Source organism: Pseudoalteromonas ruthenica (assembly GCF_008808095.1).
Classification (GTDB): Bacteria; Pseudomonadota; Gammaproteobacteria; order Enterobacterales; family Alteromonadaceae; genus Pseudoalteromonas; species Pseudoalteromonas ruthenica.
This window is the reverse complement of the sequence record NZ_CP023396.1, coordinates 115,388-132,708: the sequence shown is the minus strand read 5'-3', so window position 1 is coordinate 132,708 and position 17,321 is coordinate 115,388. Positions and strand designations below refer to the sequence as shown.

Annotated in this window: 17 protein-coding genes; 13 read left to right on the top strand and 4 right to left on the bottom strand. The window is 47.6% G+C overall.

Translation table 11 applies throughout. From position 1 onward, the window contains the following. Positions 1 to 285: 285 nt before the first annotated feature. A complete protein-coding gene (locus PRUTH_RS00635) occupies positions 286 to 1,341 on the bottom strand; it encodes a potassium channel family protein (protein WP_138547900.1) in 1,056 nt (351 codons plus the stop codon). 45 nt (positions 1,342 to 1,386) lie between these two features. Next, entirely contained in the window at positions 1,387 to 3,174 is a 1,788-nt protein-coding gene (locus PRUTH_RS00630; RefSeq protein ID WP_151172286.1) for a DUF885 domain-containing protein, read from the bottom strand. A 232-nt stretch (positions 3,175 to 3,406) separates the two neighbouring features. Between PRUTH_RS00630 and PRUTH_RS00625 the strand changes: the two genes are divergently transcribed. The 13 genes from PRUTH_RS00625 (at position 3,407) to PRUTH_RS00565 (ending at position 15,729) form a co-directional block, all read left to right on the top strand. Then, the gene (locus PRUTH_RS00625) at positions 3,407 to 4,357 is read left to right on the top strand and encodes a GGDEF domain-containing protein (protein WP_151172285.1); all 951 of its coding nucleotides are present in this window, start codon (positions 3,407 to 3,409) and stop codon (positions 4,355 to 4,357) included. A gap of 90 nt (positions 4,358 to 4,447) precedes the next feature. Beyond that, on the top strand, positions 4,448 to 5,203 hold the full coding sequence (gene ubiE / locus PRUTH_RS00620; protein WP_022943908.1) for a bifunctional demethylmenaquinone methyltransferase/2-methoxy-6-polyprenyl-1,4-benzoquinol methylase UbiE: 756 nt from the start codon (positions 4,448 to 4,450) through the stop codon (positions 5,201 to 5,203). A 9-nt stretch (positions 5,204 to 5,212) separates the two neighbouring features. Continuing rightward, positions 5,213 to 5,836, top strand: a complete 624-nt coding sequence (locus PRUTH_RS00615; protein ID WP_151172284.1) for a ubiquinone biosynthesis accessory factor UbiJ — start codon at positions 5,213 to 5,215, stop codon at positions 5,834 to 5,836. Between the two features lie 11 nt (positions 5,837 to 5,847). Beyond that, entirely contained in the window at positions 5,848 to 7,446 is a 1,599-nt protein-coding gene (gene ubiB / locus PRUTH_RS00610) for a ubiquinone biosynthesis regulatory protein kinase UbiB (RefSeq protein ID WP_151172283.1), read from the top strand. Positions 7,447 to 7,516: 70 nt separating this feature from the next. Beyond that, a complete protein-coding gene (tatA, locus tag PRUTH_RS00605) occupies positions 7,517 to 7,759 on the top strand; it encodes a Sec-independent protein translocase subunit TatA (RefSeq protein ID WP_138510096.1) in 243 nt (80 codons plus the stop codon). Positions 7,760 to 7,765: 6 nt separating this feature from the next. Continuing rightward, the gene (tatB, locus tag PRUTH_RS00600; protein ID WP_022943904.1) at positions 7,766 to 8,086 is read left to right on the top strand and encodes a Sec-independent protein translocase protein TatB; all 321 of its coding nucleotides are present in this window, start codon (positions 7,766 to 7,768) and stop codon (positions 8,084 to 8,086) included. Further along, positions 8,079 to 8,819: a twin-arginine translocase subunit TatC gene (gene tatC, locus PRUTH_RS00595; protein WP_022943903.1), complete on the top strand. Its 741-nt coding sequence runs from the start codon at positions 8,079 to 8,081 to the stop codon at positions 8,817 to 8,819. The genes tatB and tatC overlap by 8 nt, the downstream gene beginning before the upstream one ends. After that, entirely contained in the window at positions 8,816 to 9,367 is a 552-nt protein-coding gene (locus PRUTH_RS00590; protein ID WP_151172282.1) for a hypothetical protein, read from the top strand. The genes tatC and PRUTH_RS00590 overlap by 4 nt, the downstream gene beginning before the upstream one ends. Before the next feature lie 9 nt (positions 9,368 to 9,376). Further along, on the top strand, positions 9,377 to 10,150 hold the full coding sequence (locus PRUTH_RS00585) for a TatD family hydrolase (protein WP_138510092.1): 774 nt from the start codon (positions 9,377 to 9,379) through the stop codon (positions 10,148 to 10,150). 2 nt (positions 10,151 to 10,152) lie between these two features. Next, complete coding sequence (locus PRUTH_RS00580; protein ID WP_151172281.1) at positions 10,153 to 11,250, top strand: 7TM-DISM domain-containing protein; 1,098 nt, start codon at positions 10,153 to 10,155, stop codon at positions 11,248 to 11,250. A gap of 4 nt (positions 11,251 to 11,254) precedes the next feature. After that, positions 11,255 to 11,941 carry a GGDEF domain-containing protein gene (locus PRUTH_RS00575; protein WP_151172280.1) on the top strand — a complete coding sequence of 229 codons (687 nt, stop codon included), beginning with the start codon at positions 11,255 to 11,257 and terminating at the stop codon, positions 11,939 to 11,941. 9 nt (positions 11,942 to 11,950) lie between these two features. Then, entirely contained in the window at positions 11,951 to 12,961 is a 1,011-nt protein-coding gene (gene hemB / locus PRUTH_RS00570) for a porphobilinogen synthase (protein WP_022943899.1), read from the top strand. 128 nt (positions 12,962 to 13,089) lie between these two features. Next, the gene (locus PRUTH_RS00565) at positions 13,090 to 15,729 is read left to right on the top strand and encodes an ExeM/NucH family extracellular endonuclease (protein ID WP_151172279.1); all 2,640 of its coding nucleotides are present in this window, start codon (positions 13,090 to 13,092) and stop codon (positions 15,727 to 15,729) included. Between the two features lie 6 nt (positions 15,730 to 15,735). Here the strand turns inward: PRUTH_RS00565 and PRUTH_RS00560 are convergent, their stop codons facing one another. Further along, positions 15,736 to 16,458 carry a substrate-binding periplasmic protein gene (locus PRUTH_RS00560; RefSeq protein WP_045980259.1) on the bottom strand — a complete coding sequence of 241 codons (723 nt, stop codon included), beginning with the start codon at positions 16,456 to 16,458 and terminating at the stop codon, positions 15,736 to 15,738. Positions 16,459 to 16,540: 82 nt separating this feature from the next. Further along, a complete protein-coding gene (locus PRUTH_RS00555) occupies positions 16,541 to 17,287 on the bottom strand; it encodes a hypothetical protein (RefSeq protein WP_151172278.1) in 747 nt (248 codons plus the stop codon). Positions 17,288 to 17,321: the final 34 nt, after the last annotated feature.

Sequence of the window (17,321 nt, the reverse complement as noted above, 5' to 3'; positions counted from 1 at the left end):
ATAGGAAGCACGCACATCAGCCATGTCGGACCACTCAGCCAACAAAACATGGGGTGCAGGGCTAATACCCTTCTCCGTAGACGTCATTGTATTTAGCGAAAGTGCGAGTTGCTGTGAGCTTTATCACCGCGATGAAAATACATCCCTTCTCACAGCAAGCGATACAGCTCAGCGCATTAGGGGAAAGAGCGTCAACCGCGAGCCCATGGGGCTGGGCCCGCAGTCCAATACTGGCAAGCTATTTACTTGTACAACAGCGAGAACTGCTATGAGTACAAGCAATAGTTAAGGCCATTTAACCTCGGATGCCAACACCCGCTCGGGGGCAATGTAGTGAATGATATCGCCACCTTGGATGGCATAATCCAACGGCGGATTTAAATCCATATCTAAGGCGCTGCGATTATGAGCAATCCCTAAAATAGTGGCGTCGTATTGGTGTTTAAATACCGTAAAAATATCGTTGTAGGTAAACTGGCCGACATCGTTGGGGATCATCATAGAAAAATGGGTATCCCCATGCAGACTAGACATAATTTCCTGTTGCACCCGACTCGCCCCTGGGTCTTCCATAGAGCGCACTAAGACTTCCGCTGTGCGGTTAGAGCTGCACTCCACATTAGCACAATGCTCACCTAGCATCTGTGCCTTGCTTTCATCGTCAAAATAAGCACAAATATGGGCACTTTCCTTTACCAGCTTGCTAATCTTTAGTGCCGTAGTGAAGCTTTGGTTATCATCGGCTCCCTCAACAATTATTTTATCTGCTGTGGCAATGCCTACACGTTTAAGTTGCTCTTCATCGGTGTAACTACTGAGCTTAACAAAGCTGACATCGGGCTCAGAGAAAAACGGGTGCTCCATATCATCGGTTACCGCGAGTACAATTTCACGCTTTACCCGCTTTTCATCAGCAAGAATATAGCGCACCATTTTTCTGGTGCGCACTGGGTGCCAACCAAAAATAATGATGTGATTAGCAAAATGAGTCACGTCTTTTTCACCTGTCATAGCGCGCCTTATTAAATGTGTGATGGACTGCCCTGCTTTACCCAGCAACATGCCGAACAAGGCCAAACCGAAGGGGATCTGAACCAAAGCCACCAATAAGCGGCCCATCTCTGTAGTCGGACTAAAGTCGCCGTAACCCACCGTTGAGGTAGTCACGACATAATAATAAAAAAAGGTATTCGCAGAGGTAAGCGCATGCTCCCCAGCAATTGACAATAGCACCCAAGTGAGTGCCATATGTGCCAAGGTGACAAACACCACAACCTGCCAACTAAGTTGGTCAATATGATTGCGTATCGTCAGTAGCACACGCTTTAAAATAATCGGCATAGCTCGCCTTATTAGTATACTTATGGGCGCAATTGCGCCCTTCCCTTACTTCGCTTTGGCACCGTTTTGGTTGTTAGCAAGTGCCTCGTCGATATAGTTATCTATTTGTTGTTCCAGTACATTAAGAGGAATTGAGCCATGGCGCAAGACCTGATAGTGGAACTCGCGCACGTCAAAATCATGGCCTAAAGCGTTTTCCGCTTTAGCGCGCAAGCGCTTAATGGTGAGCTCACCAATTTTGTATGACAGCGCCTGGGCCGGCCATGAGATATAGCGATCAGTCTCGGTTTTCACATTATGCAGCGACAGCGCGGTATTATCACGCATAAAGTTCAGCGCTTTATCACGGCTCCAACCGAACATGTGCATGCCTGTGTCGACCACTAAACGCGCTGCACGCCACATTTCATAAGTAAGACGACCAAAATTACTGTAGGGATCTTGATAGAAGCCCGCTTCTAAGCCTAAATACTCACTGTACAGCCCCCAACCTTCGCCAAAGGCCGATAGATAGGCGTCGCGTCGATAGCTAGGTAGGTAATCAAGCTCAGCATTGAGGGCAATTTGTAAATGGTGACCCGGTACGGCTTCGTGTAGGGTCAAAGCTTCTAAAACATATAATGGCCGTTTATCCAGTGCATAGGTATTAACCCAGTAATAACCAGGCTCATCCTCTTTGCTTGCCCCCACATAACGACCTGTGGTGTATTTTGGCGCAATACTCGCTGGCACCGGAGCGACACCGTAAGGTTTGCGTGGTAACTGCTTGAATAGTTTAGGCAGCTGCGCATCCATCTTTTTGGCGATGAATGAGGCTTCTTTCAATAGCTCTTCCGGTGTTTTAGCGTAAAATTGTGGGTCGGTACGTAAAAATTCAATAAACTCAGCAAAACTGCCTTCGAATCCTAAATCATCAATAATCGCCTGCATTTCGCTGCGAATACGAGCCACTTCTTGCAGACCGAGCTCATGAATTTCTTTCGCAGTCATCTGCGTGGTGGTGTAATGACGCGCTCGATTAGCATAATACGCTTTGCCATTTGGCACTTCAGAAATCCCTATCGATTCACGTGCACCTGGCTGATAGGTTTGCGTAAAGAAATCGTAATAGCCTTGGTATGCTGGCAATACCTGTTCACCGATAACGCGCTTAGCTTGCGCTTGCAGCTCAGCAAAGGCCTCATCACTCACCCCTGCGGTGTTACGCTTGAAAGGAGCATAAAACGCAGACTCGGTGACATCATCGACCAAGTACGCGCTTATCGACTCCTCATAGCCGGCAAGCACGGCTTTAGGTTGCGTTAACCCTGTTTCGAGCCCTTTTTTCATCCAATAGATGTTTTGCTCAAAGAACCGAGGCACTTGGCGCAGGCGCGCTAAGTAGGTTTCAAACCCTTGAGCAGAACTGTAATCTCCACGCTGCACCATAAATGACAAGGATGAGTGAAAACCATATTCGGAGGTCAGGGGCATATAGTGCGCATTGAACACATACTCATCGACACTGTTTTGCACCTGCGCAGTCAAAATTTGCAGATTGATCTGATTCTCTTCACTGAGCGTGCTTTTATCGATAGCTTTAAGCTTATTCAATAATGCTGTTTTATCTTGGTATTGCTGCTCTAAGAATTCAGGCGATAAATTGGGGAGCAAATACCCGTCAACCTCTTGCTTATACGGGTTGACGCTTTCTCGATAACTGACAACCTGCTCAGCCAATGTGGTGAACTGGTTATTGGTATTGGTCTTGTGTGCTGAGCTTGCGCAGCCACCCAAAGCAAGAGGAATCGCACAGGCCAATGCCAGTTGCTTAATATGTGTTCCTAGGTTCATGCTTTATTCTCATTGATTGTGCATTTCGCCATACTCTAGCCTACCACAGCGCGCGAGCCAACCGCTTGCGACCAGCGTCCAAATGTCGGTTCTGCGCATAAAGTGGGCGCTTGGTCGCAATTATGTAACCAGAGTATTCCAAAAGAGAACAATTTGCTTTTTAATACCGCTAAGGGATGTATAAGCAAGCTAGGATTGGCTGCACCTCCATTTCAACCTGGTGATTGTGATTATGATGTTCCATGACTCCATGGCCAACGCGCAAGAGAAAATGACCCAAGTCTGTCATTTGCTCGAACTGCATGCGCTGCCGCCAACACCTTTAAATTACCATGTGCTGTACCAGCATGTGAGTGAAGGCGAAAGTGCACTGAGTGAGGCCTTACAAGCTGCTTTAACCGAAGGCCGCACCATTGACTCAGTGTTAATGGAAGAGTTGTATATACAATATCTCACACCGGATCATCAAAAGCAGACCGCTATGGTTGAACGTATTAGCGAATTGATAGGTAATCTAGAGCGCAATAGCAAAAGCAATCAAAAACACATCGACCATTACCACCTCGAAATTGATCGTTGTGCTCGCGCTTTAGATGAACATGATGTTGATAAAAGCCGACACCAGCTGCGTAAGTTAGCCGAGCATACCCTAGTGTTAAAAGGGCAAATGCAAAAGTTTAAGCAACTACTGGAGCAAATAAAACAGCAATACCTTAGTACTAAATCGCAACTAAAACGCCTTAAAGACAAACACCATCTCGACCCACTCACCGGCCTTTATCACCGTCATTATCTCGATAAAAAATTTCAGTATTGGGCCAAGAAGCAGCATCAAATCTCTTTGATCCGTATTGATGTCGAAAACTATCAACAGTTTTGTCATGACTACGGCGACAGCATTGGTAATTTAATGCTCGAAAAAGTGGCCACCAAAATAGACAAATATGTCAAAGAAAGTGGTTTTTGCGGGCGCACCCAAAATGAGCAATTTACCATTATGATGGCCGACGTCGAGGCACAAACCGTGGACCTCATTGCCGAAAAAGTTCAAGCCGGCATCAGTAAGCTTCGCTTTGTAAGTTCACGCAGTGGTAAACAGCTCCCTGGTGTGGCGTTTCAATGCCAAACCATACATCGCCAGCAAGAACCTAACTTTAGCGCCCTCGTCTCATCCACTCATTAGCTTCTGCGCTTGCTAAAAACGGCTTAATCCTTGAGCTGTTACAGGGCCTCAAGTACACTATGACAAACTCTCCCTCTGGGCTTAAATTAGATGAAAGAAGCTGAGCAAAAAACCACCCATTTTGGCTATAAAACGGTTGCTACAAGCGACAAAGTTAACCACGTAGCGGATGTTTTCCACTCTGTTGCTGCCAAATACGATTTGATGAATGACTTGCTCTCTTTTGGCATCCACCGCTTGTGGAAACGGGTTACCATTGCCAGTTCAGGAGCCCGTAAAGGGCAAACCATACTAGATTTGGCCGGTGGTACAGGCGATTTAACCGCTAAGTTTAGCCAACTAGTGGGAGAGACTGGCAAGGTGATTCTCGGCGACATCAATGACTCGATGCTTAAAGTGGGTCGCGATAAACTGCGCGACCGAGGCCTAGTCAGCAACATTGAATATGTACAAATGAACGCCGAAGCGCTGCCATTTCCCGATAACAGCATAGATGTGATCACCATTGCGTTTGGTTTACGTAATGTGACCGATCAGAGCAAAGCCCTTGCTTCGATGTTTCGCGTATTAAAACCCGGTGGACGATTGCTGATTCTTGAGTTTTCCAAGCCTGAACATGAAGTGCTTACTAAACTGTATGATATGTACTCATTCAACATTTTACCGCAGGTCGGTAAAGCGGTACTCAATGACAGTGAGTCATACAAGTATCTAGCAGAATCAATCCGTATGCACCCGGACCAAGACACCTTGGAAGCCATGATGAAAGAAGTGGGCTTTGAGCAAACCAGTTATCAAAATATGACCGGGGGCATTGTTGCCCTCCACCGTGGCTTTAAATTTTAAGAGGCAAATATGCTCTCTCACTTTGCTGTAGCCAGCGCTGAAAAGCTGGCTAACCGACTGATACTGCTTGATCCGCAGTTGCAGCAAAGGCTGCAACAGATAAACACTCAAGTGCTGGTACTGCACATTCGTGACTGGCAGCAGTATGTAAGTGTTCACTATAGTGATGCAGGGCTAATGCTGCAAGCCCATAATGAAGCACCCGAGCAACACCAATGCTTTATTAGCGCTGATACTGATACATTAATGAAGCTAAAGGATCCCTCTTTGCTCACCCAGCTTATCCGCCAAGATAAGCTCGACCTTGAAGGCGATATTCATCTGGCCCAAGCCTACAGCCAAGCCTTTAATGATTTGGATATTGATTGGCCCGAGCACTGGTCTAAATATATCGGTGATGCGCCAGCACAGTTGCTATGGCAAACTCTCAGTAAAGGTAAAACGCAAGCTCAGCAGAGCCTCACTAAACTCGACCATATCGTGCTCACGCTCTTGCAGGATGAACTTAAAGTGAGTATTCACCCGCTAGAATTAGAACAATTCACGCGCCAGAGTCGCCAGCTAAAATCCGACGTCCAGCATCTTGAACAACGTATAGATGCGTTGTTGACGCACGTTCAGCAAACACAGTAAAGAGGTGCCCTTTGTCTGCGGCAAGACTGTATTTCATCACTAAAACCTTATTGCAGTATGGCATCGATGAACTGCTGCCACAGCAGAAGCTTCCTTGGTTTGCCAAATTGGCTCGACGCAGTATTTTTTGGTTACGTAATCGCCATAAGGATAAACCCGCAGGCGTGCGTTTACGTTTAGCGCTACAAACATTAGGGCCGGTGTGGATTAAGTTTGGGCAAATGCTCTCTACCCGTCGTGACTTGCTACCACCGGAAATCGCCAGTGAGCTGGCTCTGCTACAAGACCAAGTTCCTCCTTTTGCAGGTGATCAGGCCAAAGCCATTATCGAGCAAGCACTGGAAGTTAATGATATCAGCGACGTGTTCAGTGAGTTTGATGTGACTCCCTTGGCTTCCGCATCAATTGCGCAGGTGCATACGGCCACTCTCATTGACAACGACGGTGACCACCAAGATGTGGTCGTTAAAGTCATTCGTCCTAACATCAAAAAGCAAATAGATGCCGATTTAGCGCTGATGCAGCAATGCGCCCGAGTTGTCGCCAAACTGCTTAAAGAAGGCCGCCGTTTACGTCCGGTGGAGGTTGTTAAGGAGTATAAGAAAACCCTTCTCGATGAACTCGACCTGATGCGCGAAGGCGCCAATGCGATTCAGCTACGACGTAATTTTGAAGACTCGGAATCACTTTATATTCCCTTTGTGTATAGCGACTCTAGCCGCACCAATGTGCTGGTTATGGAACGTATATATGGCATTCCCGTATCCGACACCGATGCCTTATTAAAACAAGGTACCAATATGAAGCTATTGGCGGAACGTGGCGTTGAGGTCTTTTTTACCCAAGTATTCCGCGATAGCTTTTTCCATGCGGATATGCACCCTGGCAATATTTTTGTTTCCTTTGATAACCCTCACAACCCGCAATATATCGGCATCGACTGTGGCATTGTTGGTACCTTAAATAAAGAAGATAAACGCTATTTAGCGGAAAACTTTATCGCCTTTTTCAATCGTGATTATCGTAAGGTTGCTGAGCTGCATGTGGATTCCGGCTGGGTCCCTGCCGATACCAGTATTGAAGAGTTTGAATTTGCTATTCGCACTGTTTGCGAGCCCATTTTTAACAAGCCGCTAGCGGAAATTTCGTTTGGTCATGTATTGGTTAATTTATTCAATACCGCTCGACGTTTTAATATGGAAGTGCAGCCACAGCTCGTACTACTGCAAAAAACACTGCTTTATGTCGAAGGGCTAGGGCGACAGCTTTACCCTCAGCTAGATCTGTGGAAAACCGCCAAACCCTTCTTAGAAGACTGGGTTAAACAGCAAGTAGGGCCTTGGGCGGTCGCCAAACAAATGTACGCCAACTTACCATTTTGGGCAGAGAAGTTTCCTGAGCTACCGGATCTGATCTACCATAATTTGAGGCGTCAACAGCATCCTCCTGCGCCACCAGCAACCAATCACAAAGCGATTATTTTAGCGTTAGCTGGCTGCACAGGACTGATCGTTGCTTGTTTAGTCGCGCTGGCGCAACATCCTGTATTTTCAGCAGTCAGTGCCGTCGCCGGGTTTGCAGCGCTGTTTGCTGCTTGGCGTAAAGGCTAACAGCACTATGACATCATCTTTGTGCGCGGTATACTTCGCCACAGTTTAGTAGGACATTTCGGAGACAGTTATGGGTTTTGGCGGTATTAGTATTTGGCAGTTGTTGATCGTATTGGCGATCATCGTGCTACTTTTTGGCACTAAAAAGCTGCGTAATATAGGCGGTGATTTGGGTAATGCTGTAAAAGGCTTTAAAAAAGCGGTATCGGATGACGATAATAAGCCCGATGCAAAATCAGATGACGCTAAAATTTCTGAATCGAAACAACAGGCTGAAGAAAACCCTAGTCAAAAAGACAAAGATAAGGTGTAGCCACCCATGGGCATGTGGGAATTATTGGTGGTGTTCGTAGTAGGTCTTATTGTCCTTGGCCCCGAACGCTTACCTGTGGCCATTCGAACGGTAAGCCGCTGGGTAAAAACAGCTAAAGGCATGGCCAACAATATTTCTGCACAGGTCAACGAGGAACTGCGTGTACATGAGCTACATCAGAACCTTAAAAAGGCTGAGCAGCAAAATATGGAAAACCTTCCTGACGATGTAAAAGACTCAGTGGCAGAGCTGCATAAAGCGGCGCAATCAGTCACTCGCAGTTATGACAACGCACCAAAAAAAGACAGCAGTAACAAAGATGAGTGAACCCCAACAGAGCGGCTTTATTGCCCACTTGGTCGAATTACGTAATCGCTTGATGCGCTCATTGCTTTGCGTATTGTTGGTGTTTGTTGCGCTCGTGTATTTTGCCAACGACATTTACGCCTTTGTTGCAGCGCCTCTGCTTGCACATTTGCCAGCAAACAGCCAGATGATCGCCACCGATGTTACCGCACCGTTTTTTACGCCTTTTAAGCTTACACTTTTTGTTGCCATATTTGCTGCCATCCCCTTTATCTTGCATCAAGTATGGTCTTTTATTGCGCCGGGACTGTATCAACACGAAAAGCGCATGCTGATCCCTATCTTGCTCTCAAGCGTCTTACTTTTTTACGGTGGTATCGCTTTTTGTTACTTCGTTGTCCTACCCATCGTACTCAGCTTCTTTACCGGTATTGGCCCTGAGGTTATGACGCTTACGCCAGACATCAGCAGCTATTTAGGGTTTGCATTAAAGCTATTTTTCGCCTTCGGTATTGCCTTTGAGATCCCGGTAGCCATCATGCTGCTTTGTTGGAGTGGGGCAACGACCACCGCGAGTTTAAAGCAAAAGCGCCCTTATATCGTGGTTGGGGCTTTTGTGGTCGCGATGTTTCTAACGCCCCCCGATGTGTTATCACAGACCTTGCTCGCCTTACCGATGCTGTTATTATTTGAGCTCGGCCTGATTTTGGCCGCCTTTTATAGCGCTAAATCACCACAGGAAGAAAAACAATGAAAAAATATTTAGTATCTGCCGTGCTCACCGCTTGGGTGGGAACACTTTCTCCCGCAGCCATAGCCAATGACGGCGTGAATATTCAAGCGCTAAAGGCCTGTAGCTTTATTGAAAATGATTTTCGTCGCCTGCTGTGCTACGACAACATCATGGCCGGCAAACCTATTGATGCTATGCCTAAAGGCGAAGTGAAAAACACCAACGCTGCACCGCAAAGTAATAAAAAAACGCAAGCCGCAAGTGTTGCCGGTGCGCCAGCAAAACATAGCAAAGCCAATAAAGCAGACTTTGGCCTAGAGCATAAAAAAGAAAAAGAACAAAAAGACGATAATAACGAGCTTCGCGCGCGTGTAAGCAAAGTTGATGAAGCCCCTTATGGTGAGCTTATTTTGACTCTAGATAACGGCCAAAAATGGCGCCAAATTGGCACCGAACATTTTCGTTTGAATAGCAATGATACAGTGATTATTAGCCGTGGCATGTTCAACTCATTCCTACTGAAAAAACAAGGTGCAAATAAGTCTATCCGTGTTAAACGCGTTGATTAAGTAGCTGCCATGATAGATATCGGAGTCAATCTCACAAGCAGCCAATTTGCAGCAGATACTGACGCTGTGGTTGCTCGTGCTCGCGACGCAGGTATCACCAATATGGTAGTGATTGGTTGTGACGAGCGCGATAGCCAGCATGCAGTTGAGCTGGCACGTCGCCATCAGTTGTTTTGCACCGCCGGTATTCATCCCCACAATGCAAAAGATGCAAGCGCCGAGTTCGAGCAAGTTATCGCCCAGCTAGCCAGTCAAAGTGAAGTACTGGCTATTGGTGAATGCGGCCTCGACTACAACCGCGACTTCTCACCGCGACCTGTACAGCGCGAGATTTTTGCTCGCCAGCTAGCTTTGGCAAATGAATTAGCGCTGCCCGTGTATTTACATGAACGTGATGCCAGTGCGGATATGCTAGCACTGCTGCGAGAGTACCAACCGCGTGGAATTGTGCACTGCTTTACCGGCAATGCTGAACAGGCTCAGCACTATCTTGAGTTGGGCCTGTATTTAGGGATCACAGGCTGGGTATGTGATGAACGTCGCTCGCAAGCGCTCAATGAAGCCTTGGCGCATATTCCTAGGGAGCGATTACTAGTTGAGACTGACGCTCCTTACCTCCTGCCTCGGACAATACGGCCAAAACCAAAGTCACGGCGCTGTGAACCCCATCACCTTGGCTACGTAGTCACCCACTTAGCTCAACGCTACGCATGTACTGAGGCAGAGATCATCGCGCAGACCAAACATAATTTTAGCCAATTGTTTAATGTGGAGCTGCGTTAGTTATGCGTGTGCTTGCTTGGGCGATGATGCTGCTGTGGTCGTGCTCAGCGCTCGCCTCAAGCATGAGTATCAATACCGAAGCAGACTCCTTAGCAACAGCGCAAAATTCACCCCATTGGCAACCCCTTAATAAGCCGTTTATCAACTTGGGCAACAAAGTGCGTTATGGCTGGCTGCGGGTGAATTTAAGCTCTCACCAACACCCACCCAGCGTATATATTATTGCCATCGATAACCCATTAATAGATAGCCTCAAAGCGTTTCATTTACGTGATAATAAGCTAATCAATACGCGTACTATAGGTAGTCAAGTTGATAGTGCAGATCGACTTTTTAAAGATGAATCACTGTCCTTTTATATTGATACCCGTAGCCCTGGGGAGCACTGGGTCTACATCGAAGTGATCGCCAGTGACGGCTTTAGAATGCCGGTTCAGGTGCATACTCTGAAGAGCTACTTTGAATACAAAAGCAGCTTCAATAGCCTATTCGGGGCGGTGATGGGCCTCGCGGCAACGCTGATATTGACCACCTTATTCTTTTTTATTCTGTCACGACAAGCCCGCTTTTTATTGGCCACGGCATACATTAGTGCTTTGGCACTGATAGGTATTTACGTATTTGGCTATGGCTATCGCTATTTGCACCCCGATACACCTTGGCTACAAACGGCGGTGCTGCCCCTACTACTGATAGCTGCACCAAGCCTCTTAGTTGCTTTGAATCAAACACTGATAGCGCCAGTCAAACGTAAAACGTCGATTACTGTCATGCTCATTACTGTGGTTATCGGCCTACTTCCAAACCTATTACCTGCCGCTATTGCCGACCCGATCGTAGTTGTTGCGAGTACCTTATTTTGTTTATTCGGCGCGGTCTATAGTGCTTGGCAGGGGTATCGTAAGCAACAACAACAGTTATGTGTACTCAGTATTGCCAATCTGATGTTACTCGCGCTGATGGGCTATTTTTGTCTCAACTATTTTGGTTTCGCATTGCCGATTAACAAAACCAGTTGGTGGCTTTTCTTGCCCCCCTGCGAGCAGTGCCTTACTTGTCTGTTTTGTAGTTATTCGCAACTTGTTAAGCCAGCACAGTGAACGCATGCGCGCGCAGCAACAAGCACTGGCGGAGCAGCAAACACGAGACCAATTACTGGCTCAGCAGCTGGCACTAGAGGAACAAACTAAAGAAGAACTAGAAAATAAAGTAGAAGAGCGCACCATAGAGCTACAAATTACCCTACGGGAATTAGAAGAAAAGAACACAGAGCTAGAGCGCATTAATAACGAGGACCCATTAACGGGTGTCAAAAATCGCCGCTTTTTCGATAAGCGTTTAGAGCATGAGTTACGGCGCTCACAACGGGATGACGCTCCGTTGAGCCTGCTAATGATAGACATAGATCACTTTAAAAAGGTCAACGATAGCTATGGTCATCCCGCTGGCGATGCAGCTATTAAATTGGTGTCACAAACTATCAAAGCCTGTTTACGCCGCCCATTTGACCATGTGTGCCGCTACGGCGGTGAAGAGTTTGCCGTTATTTTACCCAATACCACGCACGAGGGCGCCCTCAAGCTGGGCGAAGAAGTATGCACTGAGGTAGGTCAACAACAGGTTGAATTCTCAGAGCACCAATTTTCATTAACTGTTAGTATTGGCGTGCATACCGCTTACGGGGAAACCACCGCTCACGCTGGCGACATCACCCATATGGCGGATGAGGCGCTATACCATGCTAAAGCGCATGGTCGTAATCAAGTAATTAGCTCACAATCTTTGCCTTAGGAGAGCATTATGGCCCAATCAGGACTCGACCTGTTTCCTTATACGCGTATGCGTCGTTTACGTAAAAATGACTTCTCTAGACGCTTAACTCAAGAGCATGAGCTCAGCGTTAATGACTTAATTTATCCAGTGTTTGTCTTGGAAGGCAAAAACCGCCGCGAACAGGTTGAATCTATGCCTGGCGTTGAGCGCTTGTCCATCGACTTATTGATTGAAGAAGCTAAAGAGTTGGTCGCTTTAGGTGTGCCCGCTATTGCCCTATTTCCTGTCACACCCAGTGAAAAGAAATCGCTGCATGCCGAAGAAGCCTATAACCCAGAGGGGTTAGCACAACGCACGGTGCGCGCTTTGAAGAGCGAACTGCCTGAGCTAGGGGTGATCACCGATGTTGCCTTGGACCCCTTCACCGTGCATGGTCAGGACGGCATCATTGACGAGCAAGGCTATGTTATCAATGACATCACCACCGAGGTGTTGGTGAAACAAGCGCTGTCACACGCCCAAGCGGGTGCCGATGTCGTTGCTCCCTCAGATATGATGGATGGTCGTATCGGCGCTATTCGTGAGGCGCTAGAAGAGCAAGGCCTGATCAATACCCAAATTATGGCTTATTCTGCCAAATATGCGTCAAGCTATTATGGCCCATTTCGCGATGCGGTCGGCTCAGCGGGTAACCTCAAAGGGGCTGATAAAAAGACCTACCAAATGAATCCTGGAAACTCCGATGAGGCCCTCAGAGAAGTCGCGCTGGACTTACAAGAAGGCGCTGATATGGTCATGGTGAAACCTGGCATGCCCTACTTAGATATTGTTCGACGCGTTAAAGATGAGTTTTCCGTGCCCACCTTCGCCTATCAAGTCAGTGGTGAATACGCTATGCACATGGCTGCTATTGAAAACGGCTGGTTAGAAGAAAGAGCCATTGTCATGGAGTCTTTGCTTGCCTTCAAACGTGCAGGGGCTGACGGTATTCTCACTTATTTTGCTAAACGCGCAGCGCAGTGGCTTAACGAATCTTAAGCTTAACACCTAACTTTTTTCTGAGAAAAAGCGCTAACAAGTTAACAACTTGAAATTTTCGTGTAACTTATTGGGGGCATAATATGTCCCCCTTTAGGGATAAATAACAATACACGGGAAGCTATCTAATGAAAAACACAGTCACACCTATCGCTCTAGCGGTGGCGGCCTCATTGGCATCGCTCAGCGCTCAAGCAGATATCTTAATATCAGAATATGTCGAAGGCAGTAGCAATAATAAAGCCATCGAGCTTTATAACCCCAATTCAGAGTCAGTCGATTTAAGCCAGTATATTATTGAGTTTTACTTTAACGGCAGCACTACGGCTGGTTATACTCTCGATCTCTCAGGCTCACTGGCAGCTGAAGGCGTTTTTGTTGCCGCACATGAATCAGCAGATTCTGCAATTCTAGCAGTCGCTGATCAAATTGCAGGCGGTGGTTGGTTCAACGGCGATGATGCCATTGTGCTTCGTAAACAGGGTGACGTCATTGATAGCCTTGGTCAGGTTGGCCTCGATCCTGGTTCGCAATGGGGTGAAGGGCTAACCTCTACGCAAAATAATACCCTGCGCCGTATTGATGGCACCGGTGCTCGCACCGCCCTAGACACCGCCTATATCCCTAGCGACTTCTTTACTGGCTATGAGCAAGACGATTTCAGTGATCTGGGCACCTACCAAGGAGGTTTCGGCCCAGTCGACCCCGACCCTGATCCAGAACCAACCCCCGAGCTCACATGTGCTGATCCAGCCACTACCATTAGCGAAATCCAAGGGCCAGGCATGGCCAGTCCCCTGCAAGGCGAACAAGTTATTGTCGAAGCGGTGGTCAGTGCTGATTACCAACAAAGTGACGCCCTTAATGGCTTTTTCTTAGCATCACTCAACGCTGATAATGATCCCCTCACCTCTGAAGGTATTTTTGTTTATCATAGTGATGATGACGTTAATGTCGGCGACCGTGTACGACTTCAGGCCACCGTTGATGAATACTACGGCGCCACACAATTAAAGAATGTGACGGCGCTGAAGAGTTGTGGTACTGCACAAGCTGATATCACTGAAATCACGCTACCGGTTGACAATATCGACGAGCTTGAAGCCTATGAAGGCATGCTCATCAGTGTTGCCCAGCCAATGTACGTAGTAGATAGCTATAATTTGGCACGCTATGGAGAGCTCGGCCTAGCAACAGAGCGCTTATATCAAGGCACCCAAGTGGCGCTACCAGGTGATGCCGCCAATGCGCTGGAAGCGCAAAACCAGCTAAAACAGTTATTACTTGATGATGGCTCAACACAGCAAAACCCTGAAGTGATTCCTTATCCTGGAGCTGGACTGGATGCCTACAATACCGTGCGCTTAGGCGATAGTGTAGAAGGACTCACCGGGGTGTTAGGCTATGGTTTTGATCGCTACCGTTTACATCCAACCACGGCTGTACAATTCACTGCCAGCAACCCTCGCACTGAAGCACCCGTACTCAATGAGCAGGGCGATATTAAAATCGCTAGCTTTAATGTCTTAAACTACTTCAATGGTGATGGCCAGCAAGGCGGCTTTCCAACCTCTCGCGGCGCCGATGATTTGCAAGAGTTTATTCGCCAAGAGCGAAAGCTCGTTACCGCCATCACCGCCATGGATGCCGACATCGTTGGCTTAATGGAAATTGAAAACGATGGTTTTGGCGAGTTCAGTGCTCTAAGTTCGTTAGTCACTGCACTGAACGATGCAACCGATAACGGCGAATATGCCTTCGTTGATTTTGCCGTAGCCGAGGTTGGCACCGACGCCATTACTACCGCGCTCATTTACCGTAGCGACCGCGTACAAGAAGTTGGCACAGCCAGCATCAATGATGAAGACGCCTTATCCTATGGTAACCGCGCGGCGATCGCACAGAGCTTCCGTGATATTGAAAGTGATGAAGTGTTAACCGTTGCTGTCGCTCACTTAAAATCCAAAGGTGGCTGTAGCCGTGCCGAAGGGCTCGATCAAGACCAAAATGATGGTCAAGCCTGCTATAACGCAACGCGCGTAGCCGGTGCCGAGCAGTTCGCTTCATGGTTAGTGAGCCAACCCACTGGTGTGGCTGATGACGATGTGATCATTGTCGGTGATATGAATGCTTATGCGCAGGAAGACCCCATGCAAACCTTTGCCGACGCCGGATTTGCCAATGTCATTCCTACGCTGGAAGGCAATACGTTGGGTTACTCATATAACTTCCAAGGCCGCTTAGGCAGCTTAGACCACGCTTTGGCATCACCCAGCCTTATGAACAAAGTGGTCGCTGCTACCGATTGGCATATTAATGCTGATGAGCCTCGGGTGTTAGACTACAACTTAGAGTACAAAACCCAGGCACAGCAGGCCAGCTTGTATGCCGAGCATGCATACCGCGCCTCAGATCATGACCCTGTCATCGTCGCCATTGCTGCCGAGCAATCTGAGCCCGAAGAGCTTGTGGGCGAGTTTACTGGCCTTAGTGGATGGTTTTGGCCTCGCAACTTTACTATCGACTTACCAGAGGGTTACCAAACGCTAGATATCGAGCTCGTGGGTGGCTGGGGTCAAGTTGATCTGTACGTTAGCCACCAACGTCGCCCATCTATTTTCCGTGCCGATTGTGCCTCACGTAACTGGGGGACTGCAGAGCAATGTCACTTTGATAACCCTGCTGCTGGAAAGTGGAAAGCCCGTATTCTTGGCCCTCTCCCCTACGGTAATGTCACGTTACGCTACCGTGCGGTTAAAGCCGACTAATAGGGTTTAATACCGAGCGAGAATGGCGTCACGAGCGCCATTCTCGATTATCTTTTTTAGCCCCTGTTCAAATAACTTTTGCAGCCGCTCGCCATCTGGGTGATGGGGAGAAAAAGCAAGAAAGATATCGGTTCCTTCATTAATAAATGCCACTTGAATATTATCGCTAATCCCTTGGGTACGACGTAGATAATTTGCTGACTTAATGAAAATAAGCGCACTGTCTAAGCGCCCTAACATCAGCCTTCGCATATTAGGCAAATCGGAGTTGGCATACGCCGCCACCACTTTATGTTCGGCCACCAAAGCAAGAAACTGGTCGCCATAGCCATATCCTCTAACAATACCTACTAACTCGCCATTAAACTGCGCACGATTGGTAATTTTCAGAGCCCGTTGGGTATTGTGATAATACGCAGAATAAGCCTTATAAAGAGGTGTACTACCGAGTAAGTACTTTTCTTTACTGATAGCATCGATAGGCACATTGAACCCCGCTACATAGGCACCGGTATCGAGGTAATGCAGCACCCGCGCATAAGGATAAATATGGTAGTCGACTGACACGTCTACCGCTGCAAAAGCGGCCGTGATTATATCATTCGCCATGCCCGTACCATCGGCATTGGCATACGGCGTCCATGCGTCTTCTGCAGCAATAACCACGCGCTCGGCTTGGCAAGGTGAAATTAGAAACAACAAGGCAAGAAATAGGCAGCCGCGACTCATGCTCTCTCCAGCACACCACAAATCATTTTATTATAGGCACTGCTTGGTTGGTCGCGACAAATTATCCTAGATATCTACATGATCAATGGTGGTGGCCGCCTGACATAGCTTGGCCATCACTGTGATAAAACCCTGATGCACCGTGCTCAATAAAGCCCTGATTTATCATTTTCGCCAAAAATGGATCATGTTCATTATCGCCCACATCGGCATAGTCCGTAGTTTGATAACGGTCCCAATGAGCAAATTGTTGCTGCACTTGTTGCGGGTTAAGCTGGTAACTTTGCAATGTTAGTTTGCTTATTTGTTGCCACCTGTCTTGATGGTCAGCGTCTTCACGTGCCACCACAAGCTGCTTGACCAGCTGCAATGCTGGCAGCCATACCAGGGTCATTTTATAGCCATTTTGCTGGCGTTCGAAGTGCTGCTCTTGGCCGCAGCCCTCACCTTGCGTACGTGATGGCGACTGTGAAAGTAGGTCACTGTGCACTAACTGATATTTTTGTGACCAACTGACTGGTTGCCCGCCCTCTTTTAGCTCACCAGGTTGGTACTCAATGCCTCTTTGGTAATGCTCAAAATAACGAATAGGCCGCACTTGCTGATTAGATAGACGTTGCCAGAGCTCAACGACCCCCTGGCTGTTGGCCTGATGCGCTACCTGATCATGCAGCCGCCAAAGCGAAAATAGCTGCTCTTCTTGAACGCCTTGCTGCTGTATATAATTGGCTTTTAACACCTGCGCATTCGCTTGGCATTGCTGTTGCGCATACACACTGGCACTACACATGGCGACTGCCAACGTGGCTAATTTGACATACTTCATCATTTTATCCTCCACTTAGGGCCGAGGACATAGCAAC